The 24,583-nt window shown below is 73.2% G+C and carries 25 protein-coding genes; 17 read left to right on the top strand and 8 right to left on the bottom strand.

Annotation, left to right across the window (positions count from 1 at the left end):
• Positions 1 to 4 precede the first annotated feature (4 nt).
• The gene (locus ACQEUX_RS09045; RefSeq protein WP_433044045.1) at positions 5 to 1,108 is read left to right on the top strand and encodes an iron-containing redox enzyme family protein; all 1,104 of its coding nucleotides are present in this window, start codon (positions 5 to 7) and stop codon (positions 1,106 to 1,108) included.
• A gap of 30 nt (positions 1,109 to 1,138) precedes the next feature.
• Here the strand turns inward: ACQEUX_RS09045 and ACQEUX_RS09040 are convergent, their stop codons facing one another.
• Positions 1,139 to 1,369 (bottom strand): CDGSH iron-sulfur domain-containing protein, encoded by a 231-nt coding sequence (locus tag ACQEUX_RS09040; RefSeq protein ID WP_433044042.1) that lies wholly within the window; start codon positions 1,367 to 1,369, stop codon positions 1,139 to 1,141.
• Between the two features lie 145 nt (positions 1,370 to 1,514).
• Here ACQEUX_RS09040 and ACQEUX_RS09035 point away from each other — a divergent pair, with 145 nt between their 5' ends.
• Positions 1,515 to 2,957 carry a hypothetical protein gene (locus tag ACQEUX_RS09035; protein ID WP_433044039.1) on the top strand — a complete coding sequence of 481 codons (1,443 nt, stop codon included), beginning with the start codon at positions 1,515 to 1,517 and terminating at the stop codon, positions 2,955 to 2,957.
• 223 nt (positions 2,958 to 3,180) lie between these two features.
• Entirely contained in the window at positions 3,181 to 4,323 is a 1,143-nt protein-coding gene (locus ACQEUX_RS09030; RefSeq protein ID WP_433044036.1) for a SigB/SigF/SigG family RNA polymerase sigma factor, read from the top strand.
• A gap of 65 nt (positions 4,324 to 4,388) precedes the next feature.
• On the opposite strand, the gene ctaD is transcribed toward ACQEUX_RS09030, so the two are convergent.
• The 5 genes from ctaD to ACQEUX_RS09005 all read right to left on the bottom strand — a co-directional run bounded on the left by ctaD (position 4,389) and on the right by ACQEUX_RS09005 (position 10,006).
• Positions 4,389 to 6,380 carry an aa3-type cytochrome oxidase subunit I gene (gene ctaD, locus ACQEUX_RS09025; protein ID WP_433044033.1) on the bottom strand — a complete coding sequence of 664 codons (1,992 nt, stop codon included), beginning with the start codon at positions 6,378 to 6,380 and terminating at the stop codon, positions 4,389 to 4,391.
• Between the two features lie 124 nt (positions 6,381 to 6,504).
• Complete coding sequence (locus tag ACQEUX_RS09020; protein ID WP_433044030.1) at positions 6,505 to 7,233, bottom strand: ATP-binding protein; 729 nt, start codon at positions 7,231 to 7,233, stop codon at positions 6,505 to 6,507.
• A gap of 79 nt (positions 7,234 to 7,312) precedes the next feature.
• A complete protein-coding gene (locus tag ACQEUX_RS09015; protein ID WP_433044027.1) occupies positions 7,313 to 7,771 on the bottom strand; it encodes a DUF4383 domain-containing protein in 459 nt (152 codons plus the stop codon).
• Between the two features lie 71 nt (positions 7,772 to 7,842).
• Entirely contained in the window at positions 7,843 to 9,000 is a 1,158-nt protein-coding gene (locus ACQEUX_RS09010; protein ID WP_433044024.1) for a glycosyltransferase, read from the bottom strand.
• Between the two features lie 22 nt (positions 9,001 to 9,022).
• Positions 9,023 to 10,006: a glucosyl-3-phosphoglycerate synthase gene (locus ACQEUX_RS09005; protein WP_433049699.1), complete on the bottom strand. Its 984-nt coding sequence runs from the start codon at positions 10,004 to 10,006 to the stop codon at positions 9,023 to 9,025.
• Between the two features lie 227 nt (positions 10,007 to 10,233).
• Here ACQEUX_RS09005 and ACQEUX_RS09000 point away from each other — a divergent pair, with 227 nt between their 5' ends.
• The 8 genes from ACQEUX_RS09000 to ACQEUX_RS08965 all read left to right on the top strand — a co-directional run bounded on the left by ACQEUX_RS09000 (position 10,234) and on the right by ACQEUX_RS08965 (position 19,389).
• Positions 10,234 to 11,244 carry a Gfo/Idh/MocA family protein gene (locus ACQEUX_RS09000; protein ID WP_433044021.1) on the top strand — a complete coding sequence of 337 codons (1,011 nt, stop codon included), beginning with the start codon at positions 10,234 to 10,236 and terminating at the stop codon, positions 11,242 to 11,244.
• Complete coding sequence (locus tag ACQEUX_RS08995; RefSeq protein WP_433044018.1) at positions 11,237 to 12,325, top strand: zinc-dependent alcohol dehydrogenase; 1,089 nt, start codon at positions 11,237 to 11,239, stop codon at positions 12,323 to 12,325. The genes ACQEUX_RS09000 and ACQEUX_RS08995 overlap by 8 nt, the downstream gene beginning before the upstream one ends.
• Before the next feature lie 52 nt (positions 12,326 to 12,377).
• Positions 12,378 to 14,183 (top strand): ABC transporter ATP-binding protein, encoded by a 1,806-nt coding sequence (locus ACQEUX_RS08990; protein ID WP_433044015.1) that lies wholly within the window; start codon positions 12,378 to 12,380, stop codon positions 14,181 to 14,183.
• Between the two features lie 75 nt (positions 14,184 to 14,258).
• Entirely contained in the window at positions 14,259 to 16,550 is a 2,292-nt protein-coding gene (secA2, locus tag ACQEUX_RS08985; RefSeq protein WP_433044012.1) for an accessory Sec system translocase SecA2, read from the top strand.
• 179 nt (positions 16,551 to 16,729) lie between these two features.
• Entirely contained in the window at positions 16,730 to 17,470 is a 741-nt protein-coding gene (locus ACQEUX_RS08980; RefSeq protein ID WP_433044009.1) for a GAF and ANTAR domain-containing protein, read from the top strand.
• Between the two features lie 256 nt (positions 17,471 to 17,726).
• Positions 17,727 to 18,218 (top strand): DUF2231 domain-containing protein, encoded by a 492-nt coding sequence (locus ACQEUX_RS08975; RefSeq protein ID WP_433044006.1) that lies wholly within the window; start codon positions 17,727 to 17,729, stop codon positions 18,216 to 18,218.
• 61 nt (positions 18,219 to 18,279) lie between these two features.
• A complete protein-coding gene (locus tag ACQEUX_RS08970; protein ID WP_433044003.1) occupies positions 18,280 to 18,474 on the top strand; it encodes a helix-hairpin-helix domain-containing protein in 195 nt (64 codons plus the stop codon).
• Between the two features lie 159 nt (positions 18,475 to 18,633).
• Positions 18,634 to 19,389, top strand: a complete 756-nt coding sequence (locus ACQEUX_RS08965) for a class I SAM-dependent methyltransferase (RefSeq protein ID WP_433044000.1) — start codon at positions 18,634 to 18,636, stop codon at positions 19,387 to 19,389.
• A 113-nt stretch (positions 19,390 to 19,502) separates the two neighbouring features.
• On the opposite strand, the gene ACQEUX_RS08960 is transcribed toward ACQEUX_RS08965, so the two are convergent.
• Complete coding sequence (locus ACQEUX_RS08960) at positions 19,503 to 20,450, bottom strand: DUF3500 domain-containing protein (RefSeq protein ID WP_433043997.1); 948 nt, start codon at positions 20,448 to 20,450, stop codon at positions 19,503 to 19,505.
• Between the two features lie 32 nt (positions 20,451 to 20,482).
• The gene (locus tag ACQEUX_RS08955; RefSeq protein ID WP_433049696.1) at positions 20,483 to 20,830 is read right to left on the bottom strand and encodes an ankyrin repeat domain-containing protein; all 348 of its coding nucleotides are present in this window, start codon (positions 20,828 to 20,830) and stop codon (positions 20,483 to 20,485) included.
• 108 nt (positions 20,831 to 20,938) lie between these two features.
• Here ACQEUX_RS08955 and ACQEUX_RS08950 point away from each other — a divergent pair, with 108 nt between their 5' ends.
• The 6 genes from ACQEUX_RS08950 to ACQEUX_RS08925 all read left to right on the top strand — a co-directional run bounded on the left by ACQEUX_RS08950 (position 20,939) and on the right by ACQEUX_RS08925 (position 24,576).
• Positions 20,939 to 21,316, top strand: a complete 378-nt coding sequence (locus ACQEUX_RS08950; protein ID WP_433043995.1) for a signal peptidase I — start codon at positions 20,939 to 20,941, stop codon at positions 21,314 to 21,316.
• A 112-nt stretch (positions 21,317 to 21,428) separates the two neighbouring features.
• Positions 21,429 to 21,884 carry a cysteine dioxygenase gene (locus tag ACQEUX_RS08945; protein ID WP_433043992.1) on the top strand — a complete coding sequence of 152 codons (456 nt, stop codon included), beginning with the start codon at positions 21,429 to 21,431 and terminating at the stop codon, positions 21,882 to 21,884.
• Between the two features lie 46 nt (positions 21,885 to 21,930).
• The gene (locus tag ACQEUX_RS08940) at positions 21,931 to 22,419 is read left to right on the top strand and encodes a rhodanese-like domain-containing protein (protein ID WP_433043989.1); all 489 of its coding nucleotides are present in this window, start codon (positions 21,931 to 21,933) and stop codon (positions 22,417 to 22,419) included.
• A gap of 50 nt (positions 22,420 to 22,469) precedes the next feature.
• Positions 22,470 to 23,018: a winged helix-turn-helix domain-containing protein gene (locus ACQEUX_RS08935; RefSeq protein ID WP_433043986.1), complete on the top strand. Its 549-nt coding sequence runs from the start codon at positions 22,470 to 22,472 to the stop codon at positions 23,016 to 23,018.
• A 248-nt stretch (positions 23,019 to 23,266) separates the two neighbouring features.
• The gene (locus ACQEUX_RS08930; protein WP_433043983.1) at positions 23,267 to 23,872 is read left to right on the top strand and encodes a winged helix-turn-helix domain-containing protein; all 606 of its coding nucleotides are present in this window, start codon (positions 23,267 to 23,269) and stop codon (positions 23,870 to 23,872) included.
• Between the two features lie 41 nt (positions 23,873 to 23,913).
• A complete protein-coding gene (locus ACQEUX_RS08925; RefSeq protein WP_433043980.1) occupies positions 23,914 to 24,576 on the top strand; it encodes a uridine kinase in 663 nt (220 codons plus the stop codon).
• Positions 24,577 to 24,583: the final 7 nt, after the last annotated feature.

Raw genomic sequence — 24,583 nt, 5'->3', positions numbered from 1 at the left:
TCCGATGTCCGAGCCCGCCGACCGCCGCTACGGTCCCGCGACCCTTCCGCGGTCGCGGGGCCCGCTCTCCGCGGCGGTCGTCGAGGCGCTGCGGCGTGCGCCGCACGACCTGCCGGCCGGTCTCGGAGCCGACCTCGACCCGGCGGACCCGATCACCGACGAGGACCTCCAGCTGACCCTGTTCCTCTGCTACGAGCTGCACTACCGGGGCTGGCTCGATGTGGACGAGTCGTGGGAGTGGCAGCCCACGCTGCTCGCGCTGCGAGCCCACGCCGAACGGTCCTTCGAGGCGGCGCTGCGCCGACTGGTCGGCTCACCGCCGGTGCCCGCCGCCGGGGTGGCCGCCGGCCTGATCGAGCTGGTCGCGGCCGACGACGGGCCGCCGCTGGCCGCGACGCTGCGGCGGCACGCCGACCTCAGCCAGTTCCGCGAGTTCGTCACCCACCGCTCCGTGTACCACCTGCGCGAGGCGGACCCGCACAGCTGGGCGCTGCCCCGCCTCGGTGGCCCGGCCAAGGCCGCGCTCGTGGAGATCCAGACCGACGAGTACGGCAACGGCCGGCTGGACCGTATGCACGCCGAGCTGTTCCGGTGCACCCTCGACCGGCTGGGCCTGGACAGCACGTACGGCGCCCACCTGGACGCGGTGCCCGCGGTGACGCTGGCGACCAACAACCTGATGTCACTGTTCGGCCTGCACCGACGGCTGCGTGGCGCGCTGCTCGGGCACCTGGCCGCCTTCGAGATGACCTCGTCGTTGCCGAACCGCCGCTACGGCAACGGGTTGCGCCGGCTCGGCTTCGACGAGGTGGCGACCCGCTTCTACGACGAGCACGTGGAGGCCGACGCGGTGCACGAGCAGATCGCCGCCCACGACATGTGTGGCGGGTTGGCCCGCGTCGAACCGGCGCTGGCCCCCGACGTGCTGTTCGGCGCGGCGGCCGGGCTCGCGGTGGACCGGCTGTTCGCCGCGCACCTGCTGGACAGCTGGGCCGCCGGCCGTAGCTCGCTGCGGTCACCCGCGGCGCCGGCCGCCCCACCGACCGTCTCGCTCGTCGTGACCGCGTCCGCCGCCGTGACACCGCCAGCCCGGCCCGCCGTCGTCTGACTGCCCGCCGCGAGACGCGGCAACGTCGCGTCAGGTCTGCCGATCGGTGCCCGCGCGGAAGTTGACGACCTTGTGGGTGCCGTCGCAGAACGGTTTGAGCGCCGACTTGCCGCACCGGCACAGCGCCACCGTGCCCCGGCGCGCGTCGATGCGCTCGCCGTTCGGGGTGACCAGCGCGAAGTCGCCGCGGACCAGGAGCGGTCCGTCCTCGTACGGGGTGATCGTGGCGGCGGCGGGCTCGCTGGTGTCGTCGGTGCGCATGGCCCCGGAAGTGCCCGCCCTGGGCCCACCGAAACCCGACCGACCGAACGCCGGTGATGACCGGCGCACCCCGCTGACCAGTGGAATGTGCCGCCGGGTGGGTGATGCCCCGTTTGAACCCCATCGGGACGGGAAGCCGGGCCGCGTGGTGAGCGAACGAGGCAAGGTGGGGCCGGTGCCCAAGGTGCACAAGGGGCTCACGGCCGATGGTGCCGGTCTGGCTGGCGACCGGGTCGTGGCCGCGGGCAGCGCCGCCCGGGTGCTCGTCGCCGCCACCGCCCGGGCACTGCGCGGGGTGGACTGCGCCGACCTCGGGCACACCGGGCCGACGTCGCGGTTCCCCGGCGCCCCGGATCCGGTACGCCGGGCCGCGGTCACCCGCGCCGCCGGTCGGGTCGCGCTCACCGTGGGGCAGATGGACGAGGTGGACGCCGCCCGGGTGGCCCGCTGGTTCGTCGACCAGTACCCCCGCCACCGCTACCCCGGGGTGCTGATCGGCTCCCCGCACGGGGCGGCGGCACATCTGGCGGTGGCCCTCGGTGTGCCGTGGCTGCCGGCCGGCTTCGAGATGACCGTGCACTGGACCGACGGAGCGGTGGACCGCCCGGCGGACGCCCTGGAGCACGGCGCGGCCCTCGCCGCTCGGCTGCTCGCCGGCAACGCCGACCTGCACCTGCGCCAGGTGCACTGCCCGGCCAGTCGTGGCCCGCTGACCGGGGCGACCGTGTCGCTGGCCGCCGCGTGGAAGGCCCTGCCGGCCGCGTACGCGCAGTTCCTGACCGACCGGCTGGTCCCGGGTGCCCCGGTGGTGCTGGTCCGCGACGCGCGCACCTGGCCGGTTCTGGAGCACGGGCCGGGGTTCAGCTTCCAGGTCGGCTGCCCGGCCAGCGGCCTGGACCCGGTCGACTTCCACCCGGACAGCCATGCGCTGCGGCAGGTGCTGCGCTCCGTCGGCGGCGACGCCGCCCGGTGGGAGGTGCCGGAGGTGTCCGTACCGTCCGGTTACGCCGAGCACGGCGTCGACTCGGGCTTCGAGCTGGCCGCGCGGGACTGGTCCGCACGGCACGAGCACCCGCTGCACCGGGTGCTGGTGCCCCGACCGGCGGCGCTGAGCGCGGGGGTGGCCGACCTGTACCGGCGGTGGCTGCGCGCCGCCGGCAAGACCGGTGACCGGTTGGTGGTGGAGTGCGGCCGACTGCTCGACCCGTGGCAGGTGGTGCGGGCGGGAATGGTGCCGTACTGGTGTGAGAACGCCACCCGGCGCAGCGTCGACGAGGCCGAGTGGTGGCTGGCCGGCAGCGAGGCGTTCAGCTCGGTGGACGTGCTGCCCGAACCGCCCGGGGTGCGCTCACCCGCCCTGGCCGGACTGCCGCAGTGGCTGGCGGTGGCCGGGTTCGGGCGGCGTCGTCGGGCGCTGGACCGGACCACCGCCCGGGGTTACCCGGTCACCTCGGTGCCGACCCGCCGGGCCACCGAGGTCCTGCGCGCACAGCCGTACGACCTGCCCACGCCGCCCCCACTGGGGGCCGCCGAGGCGTTGGCCGTGCTCCGCGACAGCGGCGGCCACCAGGGGTTGTTGGTCTCCTGAGACGGAGCACGCCGAAACATCCTCGCGAACCCTGGGTCCCGTGATTGAGTACCTACGGAGCGGGAACATCGCTGGCTGCGACAGCCTGATTGCGCTGCGTGGAGGCGGTGTCGCCCGCTGGCATCCCAGTCACTGACCCACTTTTCCGGCCCGGTGCGTGGCTCGACCACGCGCACGACCGGTTTCCCGATCCGGGCGGGGGACCTTCCTGAGGGAGGCGCGGATGTTCGGACAGACGAGCACGACCACGACCACACCACCACCCACCGATCGAGGTCTGGAGGATCTCGACGCGGCGGCACTGGCGTACGCGGCCCGAATCGAGGGGCTTCCGCCGGAGCGGCGCGGGGAGGCCCGGGACGACCTGGTGCGTTTCGCGCTGCCGTTCGCCGGGCGGCTGGCCCGCCGGTACCGGGGACGCGGTGAACCGCTGGAGGATCTGGAGCAGGTGGCCCGGCTGGGGCTGGTCAACGCCGTCGACCGGTACGACCCCGAACGGGGCTCGTTCACCGCGTACGCCGCGATCACCATCGTGGGCGAGATCAAACGGCATTTCCGGGACCGCACCTGGGGTGTGCACGTGCCCCGCCGGCTGCGTGACCTGATCCTCGAGGTGGGGCAGGCCACCGCCTCGCTGACCAGCGAACTGTCCCGGGCGCCGACGGTGGCCGAGCTGTCGGCCCGGTTGGAGACGCCGGAGGAGGAGATCCTCGCCGCGCTGGAGTCGGCGGCCGGCTACAGCCCGGCCTCCCTCAACGCTCCGGTGGGTGGGGAGAGCTCCGCCGAGTTCGGTGACCTGGTCGGCGAGTCGGACAACGCGCTGGAATCGGTCGACGACCGGGTCACGGTGAGCGGTCTGCTGCACCGTTTGCCCTGGCGTGAGCGGCGGATCCTGGCGATGCGCTTCTACGGCAACCAGACCCAGGCGGAGATCGCCGCCCGGTTCGGCATCTCGCAGATGCACGTGTCACGGCTGCTGTCGCGGGCGCTCACCTGGCTGCGTCAGGCGATGCTCGCCGACGCGCCGCCGCCGTGGCAGAACGGCGCCGCCGAACCCGACCCGGGCAAGACCCGGATCTCGGTGAAGCAGAACGGCGACCGGGTGGTGGTCGAGGTCGGCGGCGAGGTCGACCGCGACGGCGCGGACCAGCTGCGCCGGGCCATGCTGGAGGCGGTCACCGGCCAGCCCAGCGAGGTGGTCGTCGACCTGGTCGGCGCGGGTGGTTTCGACGCCGGGGGGATCGCGGCGCTGATGGCCGGGCGCGACGCGGCGGAACGGACCGGGGTGCCGTTGCGGCTGACCCGGGTCCAGCCCGCGGTGCGCCGCTCGCTCACCGCCGCGGGCCTGGCACCCGTACGGGACTGACGCCGCTACCGAGAACGCGACGAGGGCCGACACCGTCCGGTGTCGGCCCTCTCGGCGTACGCCGGTCAGCGTTCCTCGGGGTTGCCCTCACTGTGCGGGTGCCGCCACCGCTCGTGCGGCTTGGGCGCCTCCTCGGCATCCTCGGGCGCGTCGCTGCGCTCGAAGCTCGGCCGGCGGACGCCCTCGGGCTCCGGCACATCCACCGGCCGGGCGCCGGAGCGCGGCGCCGGCTGGTATTCGGTCGCCTCGCGGGCGCCGTGCGCGCCCTCGGCGGCCGGCGACTCCGGCGCGCGGTGCTCCATGCGCAACTCCTCGGTGAAGTGCTGTGGCGGCTTGGTGGTGCGCTGCGGCAGGTCACGGCCCAGGTCGGCGACGAGCGGGCCGTACTTCAGGTCGAAGGCGGGCCGCTCGGACCGGATCCGGGGCATCCGGTCGAAGTTGCGCAGCGGCGGCGGGCAACTGGTCGCCCACTCCAACGAGTTGCCGAAACCCCACGGGTCGTCCACCGTCACCACCGCCCCGTACCGCCAGGACTTCCACGCGTTGTAGATGAAGAACAACGTGGACAGGCCGAGGATGAAGGCGAAGATGCTGGAGACGGTGTTCAGTGTGGTGAAGCCGTCGGTGGGCAGGTAGTCGGCGTACCGACGCGGCATGCCCTCGTTGCCCAGCCAGTGGTGCACCAGGAAGGTGCCGTGGAAGCCGATGAACATGGTCCAGAAGTGGGCCTTGCCGAGCCGCTCGTCGAGCAGTCGCCCGGTCATCTTCGGCCACCAGAAGTAGTAGCCGCCGAAGAGGGCGAAGACCACGGTCCCGAAGACCACGTAGTGGAAGTGCGCCACCACGAAGTAGGTGTCGTGGGTGTGGAAGTCCGCCGGAGGGCTGGCCAGCAGCACCCCGGTGAGGCCGCCGAGCAGGAAGGTGACCAGGAAGCCGATGGCGAACAACATCGGCGTCTCGAAGGTGAGCTGGCCCTTCCACATGGTGCCGATCCAGTTGAAGAACTTCACACCGGTGGGCACCGCGATCAGATAGCTGAGGATGCTGAAGAACGGCAGCAGCACCTGGCCGGTGGCGAACATGTGGTGCGCCCAGACCGTCATGGACAGCACCGTGATCGCGATGGTGGCCAGCACGATCCCGGTGTAGCCGAAGAGCGGCTTGCGGGAGAACACCGGGATGATCTCGGTGATGATGCCGAAGAACGGCAACGCGATGATGTACACCTCGGGGTGACCGAAGAACCAGAACAGGTGCTGCCACAGCATCGGCCCGCCGGTCTCGGGGTCGAAGACGTGGGCGTTGAGCAGCCGGTCGGCGGACAGCGCCAGCAGCGCGGCGGCCAGCAGCGGGAAGACCAGGATCACCAGCACGCTGGTGAACAGCATGTTCCAGGTGAAGATCGGCATCCGGAACATGGTCATGCCGGGTGCGCGCAGGGTCAGGATCGTGGTGATCAGGTTGACCGCGCCGAGGATGGTGCCGAGCCCGGAGAGGACCAGGCCGACCACCCACATGTTCGCGCCCACGCCGGGGCTGTGCTCGGCACTGCTGAGCGGGCTGTACGCCGTCCAGCCGAAGTCCGCCGAGCCTCCCGGTGCGAGGAACCCGCCGACCACCATCAGCCCGCCGAACAGGTACAGCCAGTACGCCAGCGCGTTGAGGCGGGGGAACGACACGTCCGGTGCGCCGATCTGGATCGGCACGATGAAGTTGCCGAACCCGAACGCGGCGGGTGTGGCGAACAGCAGCAGCATCACCGCGCCGTGCGAGGTGAAGAGCTGGTTGTACTGCTCGGAGGAGAGGAACTGCATCCCCGGGCGGGCCAGCTCGGCCCGGATCAGCATGGCTTCCAGCCCGGCCAGCACGAAGAACCCGAAGGACGTCAGCAGGTACAGCAGGCCGATCTGCTTGTGGTCCGTGGTGGCGAGGAACTTGATCAACGAGTTGCCCGGGACCGGTGCCCGTACCGCTCCCGGGAAGCCCCCGAAGCGTGCCGGTGCCAGGATCGCTGGGCCCCGATCGCGACCGGGTTCCGTGGTTACCCGCTTGGGCATGGCTGCTCACCCCGTCGTGACGGCAGAAAGGACGGGCGTGCCTACCCGACCCTCTCACCATGTAACCAGCCGAGAGCGGTAATTTCGGTCAGATCGCCAGTACCGGCGCAAGCGTCTCGAACGCTTAGGTCGCGGGCAGCATCGCCCAGACGGCCTTGCCCGGACCGGCCGGCACGCTGCCCCACCGCTGGGCCAGCTCCCGTACCAGCAGCAGCCCGCGCCCACCCTCGGCCCGCAGGTCGGTCCCTCCCGGCCGGGCCTGGGCGCGGCTGCCGTCCACGACCGCCAGATGCAGGTACGGCCGGCGCAGGGTCACCGTCACCTGCATCGGCGTGCCCGCGTGTCGGACCACGTTGCCGACCAGTTCACTGAGCACCAACGCGGCCGGGCCGGACGCCTCGGGCAGGTTCCACCGCGTGCACGCGTCGGTGACCAGCTCCCGGGCGCGCCGGCAGGCCTCGGCCACCGGCTCCAGCCGGGCCCGCATCCGCAACGCGGCCGTCGCGCCGGCCACCCGGGTCGCCTCCGTGCAGTCCGCGGACACCGGGACCACCCGGCACGTGGTCGACTCGGCCAGCCATCGTGCGGCGACCGGCGACGGGGCGCAGAGCACCACCGGCACGGCCGGCCACTCCTCGGCCCGGCGGGCGGCCGCCGCGAAGACGGAGAGCGCCAGCCGGTCCTCGACGTCCACCTCGGCGAGGTCGACCACCAGCGACTCCGGCTGATCGGCGAGCGCGCCGTCCAGCGCCTGGTGCACCGACCGCATCGTGCACAGGTCCAGCACACCGCTGAGCCGGACGACCGCCACGGGTGCCGTGGTGCGCACCTCGCAGGTGATCCGACTGGACATCGGTGCCCTCGATTCGCTGGTGGGTCGGGATCTGCGAACTACCCGGGGCCGTACCGCGGCAAACCGGACCGCGAGGCGGTCACGACCGGGACCGCCCGCTCAGGAGGCCCAATGCGATCATGCCGACACCGAGCCCCAGGTGCAGCCAGCCGTCGGCATCGTTGACCGGCAGCACGTTCGCCCCGGTGTCGTGGTCCACCGCCAGCCCGTAGAGCCAGAGCACCAGGTAGACGGCGCCGCCGCCGATGAGGAACGTCCGGGCCCCGGTGACCGTCCGCGCCAGCACCAGGCCAGCCACCCCGAACACCAGGTGCACCAGGTTGTGCAGCACCGACACCTGGAAGGCGCCGAACAGGTACGCGCCCGAGCCGTGGCCGGCGAAGCGCAGGTCGTCGGTGCCGCTGGTGATCCCCGGCACGAAGCCGAGCACGCCGATCAGCAGGAACAGCACCCCCACCGTCGTCGCCGCGCGGCGGACCAGCGGCTTGCCGTCGGCCGGGTTGGGTCGGGCCCGGGAGTGCGCCATCGATCCGACCATCACCGGCTCCTCGCTGCACGGCGGGAATGAGCGGTGTCGGCTACCCGCTGCCGCCGCCGACAAACCGACGGTCAGGCCGGCAGCAGCCTCGGAGTGCCGGCCAGCTGGCGGACCCGCTCATACAGCTCGACGTAACGCTGGGCCATGACGGTGGGGGTGAACCGCCGCGCGGCCACCCGCCGGCACTCGTCGGAATCGAGCAACTCGGCGGCGAGTACGAGGTCGCCCAGCTCCTCCTCCTCGGTGGTGAGCAGCCCGGTGCTGCCGTGCTCGATCAGCTCCGGCAGGCAACCCCGGGCGGTGGCCACCACCGGCGTGCCCAGGGCGAGCGACTCGACCACCGCCGTGCCGCCCGGCTCCTCCCACCGCAACGGGAACAGCGACGCGCGGGCGCTGGCGAGCAGGTCGTCCCGCTCCTGACCGGCCACGGTGCCGACCCAACGGACCAGGTCACCGTCGACGTGCGGCGCCACCTCGTCGAGGAAGAAGCGCACGTCCGGGTTCTGCCGGGCGTCGTCGCCGGCGGCGGCCAGGTCGGCCGGCCGATGGTACGGGCCGACCGGCCCCGCCAGCACCAGCGGAAACCCGACGCGATGGGCGAGCCGGGCACCCACGTCCTGGCCCTTACCCGGGTTGATCCGGCCCAGGATGAGCAGGTGCTCGCCCTTCTCCGGCCGGGGCCGCCGGTCGGCGTCCACGGCGAGCGGGGTGGACAGGTGCACGTGCCCCACCGAGTGCTCCCGCAACGCCAGCGGGGCCCGGGCCAGCTGCGACGCGGAGACGCCGTTGACCCGGACCCGGTCGCCGCCGTCCAGGGTGCCGTAGAGCGCGGGGTGCTTGGCCAGGTCCCAGTGCAGGGTGTGCAGGGTCGGCGGGCCGGCCGGCCCCATCGCGGCGAGGGTGGCCAGCCCGACCGCCTCCACGTGGTCGTGCACCAGGTCGATGTCGTCGCGGGAGTGCAGCTCGCGGACCACCCCGGCCAGGTGCGCCTGGGCGATCCCGCAGACCTGGTTGTACGGCCGCTGCAACGCGGCGAACTGCCCGTCGGGAAAGACCGACACCTGTTCGTCCACCGGGAGGGTGCTGCTGCCCACCGAGGCGAGCACCACCCGTACGCCGAGTCGCCGCAGCTCCGGCACCAGCGTGGCGACCACGTTCTCGATGCCCCCGTAACCGGGCGGTGGCACCGACAGCCACGGGCCGGCGTTCATCAGCACGGTGAGGCTCATCGCTCCCCGCCCCTTCCGCCGATCACGCGGCGGCCACCCGTCGGCGGGGCACCCGGTGGCGCAACTCGGCCAGCGGCGGGCGCTCCTCGATGGACACGTCGCTGACCACGATCTCGCGGTCGAGGTTCGGCAGGGTGTCCGAGCCACCGCGACGGAACTGGGTCAGCAACGCCTCCGGCGCGAACCCGGGGGTCGCCCAGCCGCGCCGCTGCAACCGGGACCAGGCGGTCAACATGATCTGCGCGGACATCCGGCCCAGCGCCGCCGTGTCCTGGTGCCGGTGCTTGCGTTCACCGAGGTCGACCTGCGCCATCGCGTCCAGGCCGACCAGGTCCAGCAGATCGATCATCATGGCCGTCTCCACCCCGTACCCGGAGACGAACGGCACCTGGGCCAGCACGTCGCGGCGGCCCGCGTACTCACCGGCGAGCGGCTGCACGAAGCCGGCCAACTCGGGCCAGAAGAGGTTGAGCAGCGGTCGGGCCATCAGCTCGGTCACCCGGCCCCCACCGTCGGGCTCCACGCTGGCGCTGCCCACCAGGGGCCGGTGATAGAAGCCCTTCACGAAATCCACCGACGGGTCGGTCAGCAGCGGGCCGAGAAGCCCGGTCACGAAGTGCGGGCGGAACTCCCGCAGGTCGGCGTCGATGAACGCGACCACGTCCCCCTCGGCGGCGGCGAGACCCGCCCAGAGCGCATCGCCCTTGCCGGTCAGCCGGGGCAGCCCTCGGGTCATCGCGTCCTGGCTGACCACCTCCGCGCCGGCGGCACGGGCCACCTGTGCGGTGCGGTCGGTCGAGCGTGAATCCACCACGATCAGCTCGTCGACCAGGGCGACCCGATCCATCAGGTGCTCCCGGATCGTCGACACGATCGCCCCGACCGTGACTTCCTCGTTGCGCGCCGGCAGCACCACGCTGACCCGGGTCTCGCCCTTGGCACGCAGCAACCGGCGCACAGGCCAGTCCGCCGCCGACGTCGTCCGGTACGTGGCCCACGCCTCCACCACCGGTGACACGCTCGATGTCGTATCTCGCACGGGCACCCCTCCGAATCGTGGGCGGAAGAACCGAGGTTGGTTGTTCCCATTCCCCACCCTGCGCTAACCGCCTGCAAGGCAACAGCTTGATCACGGAGGTGACGCTGTCGGGTTCCCGGGGGGTGAACGTTTGATTGCGCACATCCGCGGGGACTGCTCCCATCGCACATGAAACGTCCTCGGAGGGGTGTCGGATGCGTGAGTGCCGGGTAGGCCTGGTCGGAGCCGGCGGAGTGGCACAACGCCACGCCCGGGTGCTGGCCGGATTCGATGACGTCGAGCTGGTCGCGGTCACCGACGTCGCGCCGGAGGCGGCGTCCGCGCTGGCCGCACAGTACGGCGGCCGGGCCTGCGCCGACGTCGCCGAACTGCTGGCCACCGGTCCGGACGCGGTGTACGTCTGCGTGCCCCCGTTCGCGCACGGCCCGGCCGAGGAGGCGGTGATCGACGCCGGGGTGCCGATGTTCGTGGAGAAGCCCGTCGCGGTCGACCTGCCCACCGCCGAGCGGATCGCTGACCTGGTCGCGGGCAGCGGGCTACGCACCGCCGTCGGCCATCACTGGCGTTACCTGAGCGTGCTCGACGAGGCTCGCGACCTGCTCGCCGACCGCCCGGTGCGGATGGTCAGCGGCGTCTGGCTGGACAAGGTGCCCCCGGTGGCCTGGTGGTCGCGGCGGGACCGCTCCGGCGGCCCGGTGGTCGAGCAGGCCGCGCACGTGCTGGACCTGATCCGGGCCCTGGTCGGTGAGGTCACCGAGGTCACCGCGTACGGCAACGGCACCCCGCCGCCGGTCGACGGCGCCGACATCGACTCGGTGACCACCGCCGCGCTGCGGTTCGCCGGTGGCGCGGTCGGCACACTCGGCGCGGCCTGCGTACTGGGCTGGAAGCACCGCGCCGGCCTGGAGATCCTCGCCGACGGGCTCGCCCTGTCACTCACCGAGGACGGCCTGTCGATCCGTGACGCCGACGGTGAACGACACGTTCCCGCCGACCCGGAGGCAGCCCGGGTGGCGGTGGACCGCGCCTTCATCGACGCCGTCCGCGGCATCGGCGACGACGTCCGCGTCCCGTACGCCGAGGCGCTGGCCACCCAGCGGCTGGCCCTCGCGGTGGCCGACTCCGCCCGTACCGGCGCGACCGTGCGGCTGGCCACACCGACCGGGCCGGCGGTGCTCAGCACCGGGGTGACCGTCGATGCGTGACAGGGTCGTGGTGGTCAACGGCCCCGGCCGGGTCGAGCTGGCGGAGCAGGACGCCGCCCCGGTGCGCCCCGGCACCTTCCGGGTCGAGACACTGTTCAGCGGCGTCTCCGCCGGCACCGAGCTGAGCTACGTCAAGGGCACCAACCCGTACCTGAACGTCACCTGGAACGCCGACCTGGGGCTGTTCCAGCCCGGCGCGGCCAGCACCCCGTACCCGGTGACCCGGCTCGGCTACATGCAGGTCGGCCGTGTGGTGGAGAGCGAGACCCCGGCCGTCGCGGTGGGCACGGTCGGTGCGATGACGTACGGGCACCGCACCGGCTGGCTGGCCGACCCGGTCGCCGAGCGGTTCGTGGCGCTGCCCGACGACCTGGACCCGCTGCTCGGCGTGTACGTCGCGCACATGGGCCCGATCTGCGCCAACGGCCTCCTGCACGCCGCCGCCGACCTGCACGGCGTCGACGTCCGCGCGCTCGGCGACGGGGTACGCGGCCGGCGGGTCGCCGTGGTGGGTGCCGGTGTGGTGGCCCTGCTGACCGCACTGTTCGCCCGGCGCAACGGCGCCGCCTCGGTGGTGGTGCTCGATCCGACCCCGCACCGCCGCCGGGTCGCCGAGGCGCTCGGCCTGGAAACCCTCGACCCGGGTGCGGACGACCCGGCGGTGGTGCTCAAGACCCGCTGGGCGCACACCGTCGGCGACCGGGGGGCCGACGTGGTGTTCCAGTGCCGGGGGCAGGCGTGGGCGTTGCAGCTCGCCCTGCGGCTGCTGCGGCCACAGGGCACCGTGATCGACCTCGCCTTCTACCAGGGCGGCGCGGACGCGGTCCGGTTGGGTGAGGAGTTCCACCACAACGGCCTGTCGCTGCGCTGTGCGCAGATCGGCCGGGTGCCGCGTGGGCTCGCGCCCACCTGGGACCGTGAGCGGCTCTCCGCCGAGACCATCGACCTGCTCCGGGCGTACGGGGACGTGATCCGCAAGCACCTCGTCTCGGCGGTGGTGCCGTTCGACGAGGCGCCCGCCCTGCTCACCGACCTGGCCGACCGTCGCCGCCAGGAGCTCCAGGTGGTGCTGGCCGCGTGACCTGGCCCCGGAGCGCGCTCGCCGCGTGACCGGGCGGGCTACCGTTCCCGGCATGAGCACCCTGGAGGACCGGTCGGTCGGCGACACCCGTGCCGGCCGGTCGGTCGGCGACACCCCAAAGGGTCGGCCGGTCGGGCTGGCCGCGCTGCTGCCGTACCTGCGTGAGCACCTCGGCACCCTGGTCGTGGTGGGTGTGCTGTCGCTGGTCGGCGCGGCGGCGTCGCTGGCCCAGCCGCTGCTCACCCGGTCGGTGCTCGACCGGATCGGTGCCGAGCAGAGCGTGACCGGGCTGGTGACGGTGCTGGTGGCCCTCGTGGTGCTCGGCGCGGCGATCGGCGGGCTGCGCGACTACCTCCTGCAACGCACCGCCGAAGGGCTGGTGCTGGGCACCCGGCGGCGGCTGGCCGGGCATCTGCTGCGGCTGCCCATCGCCGAGTACGACCGTCGGCGCACCGGCGACCTGCTCTCCCGGGTCGGTTCGGACACCACGCTGCTGCGGGCGGTGGTCACCTCCGGGCTCTTCGAGACGGTCACCGGGGCGGTGACGGTGGTCGGCGCCGGCACGGCGATGGTGCTGCTCGACCCGCTGCTGTTCGGTGTCACCCTGCTCGGGGTGGCGCTGGGGCTGGGCTTCGCGGCCACCTTCGCCCGCCGGGTCCGGGCGCTGGCCCGCGCCGCCCAGGAGCGGATCGGCGAGATGACCTCGGCGGTGGAGCGGGCCATCTCGGCGGCCCGGACCATTCGGGCCAGCCGCGCCGAGACCCGGGAGGCGGAGACCGTCACCGGCAGCGCGCGGGAGGCGTACGCGGCGGGGCTGCGGGTGGCCCGGGTGCAGTCGCTGGTCGGGCCGATCGGCTCGATCACCGTGCAGGGCGCGTTCCTGCTGGTGCTCGGCATCGGCGGGGCGCGGGTGGCCGCCGGGGCGATCTCCGTCGGCGACCTGGTCGCGTTCGTCATGTACCTGTTCCTCCTGGCGCTGCCGCTGGCGCAGGTGCTGCGGGCGTACACCCAGTTGCAGTCCGGCCTGGGTGCCCTGCAACGGATCGAGGAGATCCTCGCCGTGCCGGCGGAGGGTGCGGCCGACCGGCCGGTGCCCGCCACCGTCTCGCTGACCCCGCGCCGTCCCGCCCCGATGATCGAGTTCGACCGGGTCGGGTTCGGCTACCCGGGCGGCGAGCCGGTGCTGCACGAGGTCAGCTTCGCGGTCCCGGCCGGCACCCGGACCGCCCTGGTCGGCCCCTCCGGCGCCGGCAAGTCGACCCTGCTGGCCCTGGTCGAGCGCTTCTACGAGGTGAGCGCCGGCACGATCCGGCTGGACGGCACCGACGTCCGGGACCTGCCCCGCGACGCGCTGCGGGCCCGGCTCGGCTACGTCGAGCAGGAGGCCCCCGTGCTGGCCGGCACGCTGCGGGAGAACCTGCTGATCACCACGCCGGACGCCACCGACGACCGGTTGCACGAGGTCCTCGACGAGGTCAACCTGGGCCACCTGGTCCAGCGCTCCCCACAGGGCCTGGGCGTCCAGGTGGGGGAGGGCGGGGTGTTGCTCTCCGGGGGTGAACGGCAGCGGTTGGCCATCGCCCGCGCGCTGCTGGCCGGCCCGCCGGTGCTGCTGCTCGACGAGCCGACCAGCAACCTCGACTCCCGCAACGAGGCCGCGCTGCGCCGCGCCATCGACGCGGTGGCCGTCCGGCGAACGCTGTTGATCGTGGCGCACCGGCTCGCCACCGTGGTCGACGCCGACCAGATCGTCGTCCTCGACGGCGGCCGGGTGGTGGCCGTGGGCACCCACGCCGAGCTGAGTGCCACCGACCCGCTCTACCGGGAGTTCGCCACCCACCAGCTGCTGGTCGGCTGACTCCGTCCCGTCCGGGTCGACATGCCGGGCGGCCGGGCCGCGCGAGCCGGCCGGAATCGCGTACCGTTGCCGCTCATGGGTGTGTCGCAACGGTTCAAGAGCAAGTTCCGGCGGTTCCTCCAGCGCCCCGGCTCGACCGTGGATCTTGCTCCGCTGGAGAAGCTGCTGCCGACGATCGAGGCGCGCGAGGCTGAGCTCGCCGCGCTCGACGACGCCGAGCTGACCGAGGCCGCGGGTGCCGCCGCCGACTACGAGGCGATCTGCGCCGTCGGCCGCGAGGCCGCCCGCCGTGGCCTCGATCAGCGGCCGTACGACGTGCAGCTGCTCGGCGCGATGGCGCTGCTGTCGGGCAAGGTCGCCGAGATGGCCACCGGTGAGGGCAAGACCCTGACCGCCACGATCGCCGCGTACGGGCACGTTCGGCTCGGCAACGGCCCGGTGCACGTGCTCACCGTCAACGACTACCTGGCCCGCCGCGACGCCCAGTGGATGGAGCCGGTCTACACCCTGCTCGGCCTCACCGTCGGCTGGGTCAACGAGGCCTCCACCCCGCAGGAGCGGCGCGACGCGTACGCCTGCGACGTCACCTACGTCTCGGTCAGTGAGGCGGGTTTCGACTACCTGCGCGACCAGCTGGTCACCGACGTGAACGACCGGGTGCAGCCCGCGCTGGCCACCGCGATCGTCGACGAGGCCGACTCGATCCTGATCGACGAGGCCCGGGTGCCGATGGTCCTCGCCGGCGCGGTGCCGGGCGAGCAGGACCCGGTGCACGCCGCCGCCGCGCTGGTGCGCGGCCTGCGCAAGGGCCGGCACTACACGGCCGCCGAGGACGGGCGCAGCGTGGCGTTCACCGCCGCCGGCCTGGCCGCCGTCGAGGCCAAGCTGGGCATCGACCTGTACGACGAGGAGCACGTCGCGCAGCTCTCCGCGGTCAACGTGGCGCTGCACGCGCACGCCCTGCTGCACCGTGACGTGGATTACATCGTCCGGGAGGGTTCGGTCGAGCTGATCGACGAGATGCGCGGCCGGGTGGCCCAGCGCCGCCGCTGGCCGGACGGGCTCCAGGCCGCGGTCGAGGCCAAGGAGGGCCTGGACGCCACCGCCGAGGGCGAGGTGCTGGGCACCATCGCCGTGCAGGCGTTCATCGGGCTCTACCCGAAGGTCTGCGGCATGACCGCCACCGCGGTGCTGGTCGGCGACCAGCTCCGCGAGTTCTTCGGCCTCGAGGTCGCGGTGATCCCGCCGAACACCCCGTGCGTCCGCGAGGACGAGCCGGACCGGATCTACGCCACCCGGGCCGAGAAGGACGAGGCGCTGATCGACGAGATCCAGCGCTGGCACGCCAAGGGGCGGCCGGTGCTGGTCGGCACACTGGACGTCAAGGAGTCCGAGGGCCTGGCCGCCGGGCTGAACGCGGCCGGGGTGCCCTGCGTGGTGCTGAACGCCAAGAACGACGACGAGGAAGCGGCGATCATCGCCGAGGCCGGCGCGTACGGCGCGGTGACCGTCTCCACCCAGATGGCCGGCCGGGGCGTCGACATCCGGCTCGGCGGCAGTGACCAGAGTGACCAGGAGCGGGTGGCTGAGCTGGGCGGGCTCTACGTGATCGGCAGCGGCCGGCACGACAGCCGCCGGGTGGACGACCAGCTGCGCGGTCGGGCCGGCCGGCAGGGCGACCCGGGCGGCTCGGTCTTCTTCGTCAGCCTGGAGGACGACCTGGTCGTCCGGCACGCCGCCGACTCGGTGCCGGCGTCGCCACGGATGAACGCCGACGGCCTGGTGACCGACGAGCAGGTGGACTACGCGGTGGAGCACGCCCAGCGGGTCGCCGAGGGCGTCAACCACGAGATCCACCGCAACACCTGGCGCTACAGCGTGGTGATCGAGCAGCAGCGCAAGGCCCTCGCCGCGCGTCGGGAGCGGCTCCTGACCAGCGACGTGGCCGCGGTGATGCTGCTCGAGAAGGAGCCCGAGAAGGCCGGCGAGATGGACGAGGACCTGCTCGCCCGGGCGGCCCGGTCGATCGCGCTCTACCACCTGGACCGGCTCTGGGCGGAGCACCTGGCCGAGCTGTCGGAGGTCCGCGAGGGCGTGCACCTGCGCGCGCTGGGCCGGCTCGATCCGCTGGACGAGTTCCACCGGGCCGCGGTGCCGGCGTTCAACGACCTGATCCCGGAGATCGAGGCCCGCACCATCGCCACCTTCAACGAGACCGAATTTGATGAGGACTGGCAGCCCGAGGACGGCACCCTGGTCCGGCCCACCGCCACCTGGACGTACCTGGTGCACGACAACCCGTTCGGTTCCGAGCTCGACCGGCTGATCGCCTCGATCGGGCGGCGGCTCAGCGGCGCCGCGCGCTGACACGGGCCTTCGGGGCCCCTGTCGCGCCTCAGCGTGCGGTAGGGGCCCCGATATATGCCGTTTCGACCCGGGTTTCCCAGGGTAGTAGGGCGGGTCGGTCGAGTCGGGAGAGAGCAGACGATGACACAGGTGACGATGTCCGCTGGGCAGGCGCGAGGGCGTACGGAGGCTGCGGCCCGGTGAACCTCGACACGCGGGAACCGGTGGTGGAGAACCTCGGTGTCCTGGAGACTGCCGCACTGTTACGCGAGCTGACCGCCGGTCTGATCGCGCTGACCGATTTCGATGACGCCCTGCTGGCGCTGGTCCGGGTCACCCGGGATGCGGTGGCGGGGGTGCGCTGGTGCGGGTTCACCGCCCTGCGCGCCGGTGAACCGGCCGGGGTGGCCGCCTCCGACGAGCGGCTGGCCGGCCTGGACGACCTTCGGCACGGGCCGGACTCGCCCGCGATGAGCGCGATCCGACGCCGCGAGATGATCCTCGCCGTCGACCTGGCCGGCGAGCCCCGCTGGCCGGCCTGGACGGCGCGCGCACGCGACCTTGGCGTACGCGGGGTGATCTCCGCGCCGGTGGACATCGACGATCAGGTGATCGGCGCGATCAACCTCTACGCGGGATCGCCGGACCTGCTGACCCCGCAACACCAGCTCACCGCGATGCTGCTCGCCGAGCACGCGGGCCTGCTGCTGGCCGCCGTCCGCGACCGGGGTCGGCAACTCGCCCTCGCCGGCGAGCGGGACACCTCGCTGCTGCACGACGGGGCGGTGGGCCAGGCCGTCGGCGTGATCATGACGCAGCGCGGATGCCCACCGGCCGAGGCTCTCGAAGTGCTGCGTACCGCCGCGTCGTCGTTGGACATCCCGCTGCGCGAGGTGGCCGAGCGACTGGTCCGTACGGTCTCCCGCCAGCGCGACAACTGACCTTCACGTCGTCTGACCTTGACGTCGTCGGCGCCGGCCGAATGATCCACTCGGGTTCCTTGATGCCGGGGTGTCCTGGGCTCGCAGATGCCCCGATTTCCTGAAGCCCGAGTTGATCACCAGCCGCTTCTGCGGATCCGCGTCGGCCCGGGTGCCCGTTCTCCCCGTCAGCGAGGAGTCGGGCGGCATCGTTTCGCCGCGACCGGGCTCGGGTAGCACTCTGGTCAGATGAGCTGCGCCGACCCGGGGAGGACCGATGCAGAGCCGGCTGCGGGTGCAGGGGCACCCCATCCAACCGATGCTGGTGACGTTCCCGCTCGGGCTCTTCGTCAGCGCCGCCGTCTTCGACCTCACCGACGTCGTCGGCGGGCCGGCGTTCCTGGGCGAGGTCGGCTACTGGACGGGCGTCGCCGCCCTCGTCGCCGCCGCGCTGACCACGGTGGCCGGCATGGTCGACCTGTGGGACGTACCGAGTGACCACACCCGCCGCACCGCCATCGCCTTCAACCTGGTGAACGCGGCTATGGCCGGCATGTTCCTGCTCACCAGCCTGATCCGGGCACAGTCCCCGCAGCGCGGCGCGTCAGCCGCGATCCTGATCACCGAGCTGGTCGCGCTGGCCGTCGGCGGGGTCGGCGTACACCTGGGCGCCCGGCTCATGCGCCAGTTCGACACCGCACGTGGCGAGGCCGGCAGTCTGGACGCATTCGCCGGCTCCACCGCCGAGATCATCCGCCCACGCCCCTGACTGGGCGGCAGGCCGGCGCGCGGAGCCGCCGTCCGTGCAGGTCGCCGATTATCATCCGCGGATGATCTCGTCTCTGGACACGCTTCCGAAGATCGGTGCGCCCGCGACACGAGCCTTGCACGGCGCCGGTTACACCACACTGCGACAGCTCGCGGGCGTTCCCCGGTCGGACCTGGCAAAACTGCACGGCATGGGGCCGAAGGCCCTCGGAATCCTCCAGGCCGCCCTCGAGGAGCACAAGCTCGGCCTCGGCTGAGATCCGCCGCTCCAACCGGTGCCCGTACCGCTGCCCGGCGCCGCAGGCTACCGGCCCTTTGGAACGAGAAGGGCCGAGCCCGGCCCGGTCCCGCGTCCGGCCCAGCCCGGCCCGCAAATGGGTTGCCGGCCGCGTGACCGGCCAACGAGGCTGACCGCCATGAATGCTGCGCATGATGCCGACGAGCTGATCGCGGAGGCGGCTGCCGTGCCGGTTGATGGTTGGGGCTTCGAATGGCTGGCCGGCCGGGCCACCGAGGAGCGTCCACCATGGGGGTACACCCGGCTGGTCGCTGACCGGATGGCACGTGCCGACGCGGCACTGGACGTGGACACCGGAGGCGGGGAGGTGCTCGCCGAGGTGCCTCGCCCGCCGAAGCTGCTGACCGCCACCGAGGCCTGGCCGCCGAATGTCGAGGTCGCCCGGCGGACCCTGCACCGGGTGGGCGCGACGGTCGTGGCGGTCGCCCCGGACGGGCCGCTGCCGTTCCGCGACGCCACCTTCGACCTGGTGGTCAGCCGGCATCCGGTGCGGACCGACTGGGCGCAGACGGCCCGGGTGCTGCGGCCGGGCGGCACCTTCCTGTCGCAGCAGATCGGGCCGGGCACCATGCGGGAGCTGAGTGAGGCGATCCTCGGTCCGTTGCCACCGCCGACCGCGCGGCATCCCGAGCAGGCGGTCACCGCCGCCGAGGCCGCCGGGCTGCGGGTGGTCGACCTGCGCCGGGCGACCCTGCGGGCGGAGTTCTTCGACGTGGGCGCGGTGGTCTGGTTCCTGCGCAAGGTGATCTGGACAGTGCCCGGGTTCACGGTCGACCGCTATCGCGACCAGCTGCGAGACCTGCACCGCCGCATCGCCGACGGCCCCTTCGTGGCCCACGCCCAACGCTTCCTCATCGAGGCCACCCGCCCCTGACCCGCACGCGTCGATCTTGCAGTTTCGGTGCTCGCAAAAGCCGCCTGACCGGGCAACCCGTCCACCGAAACTGCAAGATCGGCGGGAGTGGGGGCGGGACCGTGGGGTGGGGGTTAGTGGTGGGTTTGGTGGTGGGTGGCCAGGACGTCGGCGCCGAAGTCGCTGGCGGGGCGGCGTAGCACGGTGTGCGCGTGGTTGCCGTCCGCGCTGGTGTTGTCGTACTCGATGAGCAGGTCGTCGCCCTGCACCCGGTAGTAGTGCCGCTGCCCGGGGCGGGTCGGGCCGGCCCAGGCGAAGTGCAGCTGGCCGGCGTCGAGTCGGGCCGCCTCCCGGATGGCCAGCTCGGGCGGCAGCCGGTCCAGGTAGAGCGCGACCACCTGGTCGAGCAACGCGCGGCCGGTCGGCCCCAGTCGGTCCGCCGGCACGCCGAGCGGCTCCAGCGGCCCGTCGACCCGCCCACGGGTGGCGCTGATGATGTCCGCCGGCGCCTCGTCGGTGATGATCGCGGCGGCCCGCTCGGCCGGCCCCAGCGCGTCGAGCAGTGCCCGGGCCAGGTCCTCCTCGACGCCGAGTGGGCGCGAGACCGGGCGTCCCGCGTACCGGACCGAGGCCGGGTTGGCGCCGAAGAAGATCGGCGCGGGGGAGACCTGGCCGTCGACAACGGTCATGTTCACCGACAGGTGGTGTCCTTCGAGCCGCCACGCCCAGCGGTCGTCGCGCGCCGGATCGCCGAAGACGGCCACCCAGTAGTCACCGCTGTGCCGTCCCCGTTGCCAGTCCTCGGCCCGGTCCAGCACCTCCTCCAGCGAGATGATCGCCATCGCCTGCGCGTACGCCGAAGGGCTCAGCGCGGTGGCCAGCAGCCGGTGCGCGGCCTTGCGCCCGGCGATGTCCAACTCGGCGAGGCAGACGCCGGGTCGGGGTCGGGGCCGGTACTCCAGCCAGCGTCGGCTCGCCTCGTCGTCGAACGGGTACACGGCGCTCTCGCGGGCGGCGGGACTGAGTGCGGCCAGCAGTGTGGTGCTGGCGGCGCGCATCTGCTCGGGCAGGGGATCTTCCACCGACCCTGTATACCGGCACGTCGGTGCCGGTGTCAGCCGGCGCGCAGCAGCTCCGTCATCGTGGGAAGTTCGAAGAACTGCGCGGTCTCGGCCGCGGACGGGTCGCCATGCGCCGGATCGGCGCCCGCGGCGAGGAGCGCGCGGACCGCCTCGGTGCTGCTGCGGAACACCGCGGCGGCCAACGCGGTCTGACCCCGGTCGTTGACCCGGGAGTGGTCGGCGCCGCGGCTGAGCAGGGCGGTCACCGTGTCCGGGTGGGCGTGGTAGGCGGCCAGGATCAGCAGTGTGTCGCCCTTGTCGTTGGTGAGGTTGACCGGTAGGCCGGCGTCGAGCTGTGCGGCCAACTCCTCGGTGGAGCCGGCCCGGGCCAGGTCGAACATCCGGTGCGCGAACGCCAGCGTCTCCGCGTCGAGATCCTCGGTCACCGGTCCAGGTTAGTCGCGCCGCCCCTGGTACGTTGCTCGGCCGGCGCGCTGGGGGAGGGTCCGATGGGTGAGACGGTGTACGTGGGCAACGCGGGTGTCGACGGAGCCGACAACGCCGGCTGGCTGCTCGGGCACTTCGCGCCGCCGGAGGAGATCCGACACAGTGCCGACGTCGAGGTGAAGTGGGGCGTGCATCCGCCCGGACAGGCCCGGTCGCGGTGGGCGACCGGGGAGCGGCGAACCACCCTTCTGGTGCTCGTGGAGGGGTGTTTCCGGGTGGAGCTTCCGGACCGGACGGTGCGACTGGCCGCCCCGGGCGACTACGTGGTGTGGGCCCGGGGGGTGGACCACTCCTGGTTCGCCGAGCGCGCCTCGGTGGTGCTGACCGTGCGGTGGCCGTCGCTGCCCGGCTACCGGGTGGACCCACCGGTGCTGCGCTGATCGGCTGTGGGCCCGGGCGCGCGTCCCAGCACGTGGAATTACCTACTAAACCTATAGGCTTTACCGTCTAGAGTACGAGGGCACCCCGCCGAACCACCCGCGAGGAACCGCCATGACCCACCACCGTTCGGAGCCTGACCTGCTCGCCGTCGCCGCCCGCTGGGCCGACCCGGCCGGCTGGCCGGTCACGCTGCGCTTCGACCCCGCCGAGCGCTGGTACGCCCGCCTCGCCGTCGCCGACGACCACGAGGTGTGGGCGCTGAGTTGGCTACCCGGGCAGGGCACCGACCTGCACGACCACGGTGGCTCCGCCGGAGCGTTCCGGGTCGTCGACGGGGCGCTCACCGAGGAGACGGTCACCGGCGACCGGCTGCGCCCACGGCTTCTGCCCGCCGGCACCGGTCGCCGCTTCGGCCCCCGGCACGTGCACCAGGTGACCAACCGGGGCGAGCAACCGGGGGTGAGCGTGCACGTCTACCGGCCGGCGCTGGTGCGGATGACCCGCTACCACCTGCTGGACGGGCGACTGCGGGTCGCCGAGGTCGCCGAGGCCGGCCGGTCCTGGTGAGCGCGGTGCGCCACGACCCACCCCCGTCACCGGAAGGACATCGAGAATGCAGATAACCACCGAGCACTGTCCGGCGCCCGTGCCGCCACCGGGCTCCCGGGGCATCGACGAGATCCTGGCCGCCGCGCGTGCCCGGCTCGACCGGCTGGACCCGGAGCGTGCCCACCTGGCGTACCGGAGCGGGGCGCTGCTTGTCGACATCCGACCGGCCGCGCAGCGGGCCGCGCACGGCGTGGTGCCGGGCTCGCTCGCGATCGAGCGCAACGTGCTGGAGTGGCGCTTCGATCCGCGCTGCCCGGCCCGCCTGCCGCAGGCGGTCGACTACGACGTACCGGTGGTGATCCTCTGCCAGGAGGGCTACACCTCGTCGCTGGCCGCCGCCGCGTTGCGGGACATCGGTTTGCGCCGGGCCACCGACGTGGTCGGTGGGTTCGCGGCCTGGCGGATCGCCGGCCTGCCCGCCCTCGGCCCGACGCCGCTGCACCGCGCATACCCCCTCGCGTCCCCGGTCACCGCCGGGTGGGCGCGCCACTGACCGTCACGCCGCACCGGGCGTGGCGGGCGTACCGCCACTCAGGAGGCACCATGTCCGTCGTCGCCATCCCCACGCGCCGTCACCCGGGTGCGCGCCCGATCCGTCCGCGCACCGGCCCGACCCTGACCATCACCCTCGACCTCGCCCCGGGGCCGCTGAGCCCCCGACTGGCCCGGCTGGTGCAGTTGCTGGGCGAGCTGGCCGAGTCGGGGGAGGGTCGGTTGGGCACCGTCCAGGACGCCGCGCCGGGGCCGCAGCCGGCCCCGAGCGCTGCCACCGGCGAGCCGTCCGCCGACGCCGACCAGGTCCGCATCCTGGCCGGTTCGCGGACGGTCCGCCGGGGCGACCGGGTCGTCCCACTGACCCGCATCGAGTACGAGCTGCTGCTGTTCCTGGCCGAGCGGCCCCGCCGGGTCTTCACGCGCCTCCAGCTGTTGTCCAGCGTCTGGGGCTACGAGCACGCGGTGGCCCGGACCGTGGACGTGCACGTCCGCCGGCTGCGCGCCAAGCTCGACGGAACGGAGGTGGTCACCACCGTCTACGGGGTCGGTTACCGGCTGGCCGACGAGGCGCGGATCAGCGTGGACCACAGCCGCTGAGCGCTGGTCCGGCGGCGATGTGACCGCACCGGTGAACCGGGCGGGGACCCCCGTATCGGGGCATCTCGGCGACTCTGCTGTAATCATCAGGCTTCGTACGCAGAGCGAGCGTCTGGCTCCGATGTGTTCGTCAATTGTCACATTCATGCAACGCAGCCGCCTCTTGACCCTCGCCCAGGCGCCGGGAAGCATCGATGAAGCGGCGTCCCGGGCCGTGGGGAGATACCCGGACCAGCCCAAGGAGGACCATGTCGGTCAGCCCCGCCTCGTCGCGCGCCGGATGGCATACGTCCCAACCCGCGGTGCCCGGTCGGCCGCCGGGCGGCCAGCGCCGCCCGGCGAACACCGCCGCGCCCGTGCTCACCGTGACGCTGTCCATCCCGCTGGTCTGTGAGGAGTCGCTGACCCCGGCGGCGCGTCGGCTGATCGAGGCCGCCCGCGAGATGCTGGAGCGGGGCGAGGGCGTGATCGTCGGCTCCGTTCCGGCCGAACGCCGCCCCGACCAGGCGCCGGCCAACCGGTCGCCGGCCCGCGCGCTCAGCCCGACCATCCCCGCCCTGCACATCCTCGCCTCGTCCCGCTCGGTGCTGCGCGACGAGGAGCCGCTGCCGCTGACCCGGCTGGAGTTCGACCTGCTGCTGCACCTGGTCGCCCATCCGCGCCGGGTGTTCACCCGGCTGCAACTGCTCAACGCCGTCTGGGGCTACGAGCACGCCGGCGTCCGCACCGTCGACGTGCACGTGCGTCGGCTACGCGGCAAGGTGGGCGTGGACGTACCCCTGGTCACCACCGTCTACGGCGTGGGCTACCGGCTGGCCGACGACGCCCGGGTCACCATCGACCGCACCGGCTGACCGCCGTCACCGACCCACCCGACGCGGGGCAGGATGGTCCGGTGCGCATCCGCCCCATCTCGCCCGACCTGCTCGTCACCGAGCTGACCGGCCGGCTCGCCGACGCCGCGACCCGCGCCGCGACCGCCGCCCCCGGGCCGGCGCGCCTGCGGGTGGCGGTGGACGGCGCACCCGCCGCCGGTGCCGACGAGTTGGCCGCCGCGCTCGTCGACCCGTTACGCGCCCAGGGCCGTCCGGTGCTGCACGTACGCGCCACCGACTTCCTCCGCCCCGCGTCCCTGCGTTTCGAGTTGGGCCGCACCAACCCGGACTCCTTCTACGAGGCGTGGGTCGACGAGGCCGGGCTGCGCCGGGAGGTGCTCGACCCGGCTGGCCCGGGCGGCACCGGGCGCCTGCTCCCGTCGCTCTGGGACGCCGACGCCGACCGGGCCAGCCGTGCCCGTTACGTCGACCTGCCACCCGGCGGCGTCGTCCTGGTCAGCGGCCCGCTGCTGCTCGGTGGCGGCCTGCCCTTCGACGTCACCGTCCACCTGGAGCTGTCTTCGGCGGCGCTGCGTCGGCGAACCGAACCGGCCCAGGAGTGGGCGCTGCCGGCCTTCGACCGGTACGCCGAGGAGGTCGCCCCGGCGAGCTTCGCCGACGTGGTGGTGCGGGCCGACGACCCCCGCCGCCCCGCGCTCGTGGAGCCCGACGGCGACGGCTGACAACCGC

Source organism: Micromonospora sp. CA-259024 (assembly GCF_050936255.1).
GTDB lineage: Bacteria > Actinomycetota > Actinomycetes > Mycobacteriales > Micromonosporaceae > Micromonospora.
This window is presented reverse-complemented; position numbering and strand designations above follow the sequence as displayed.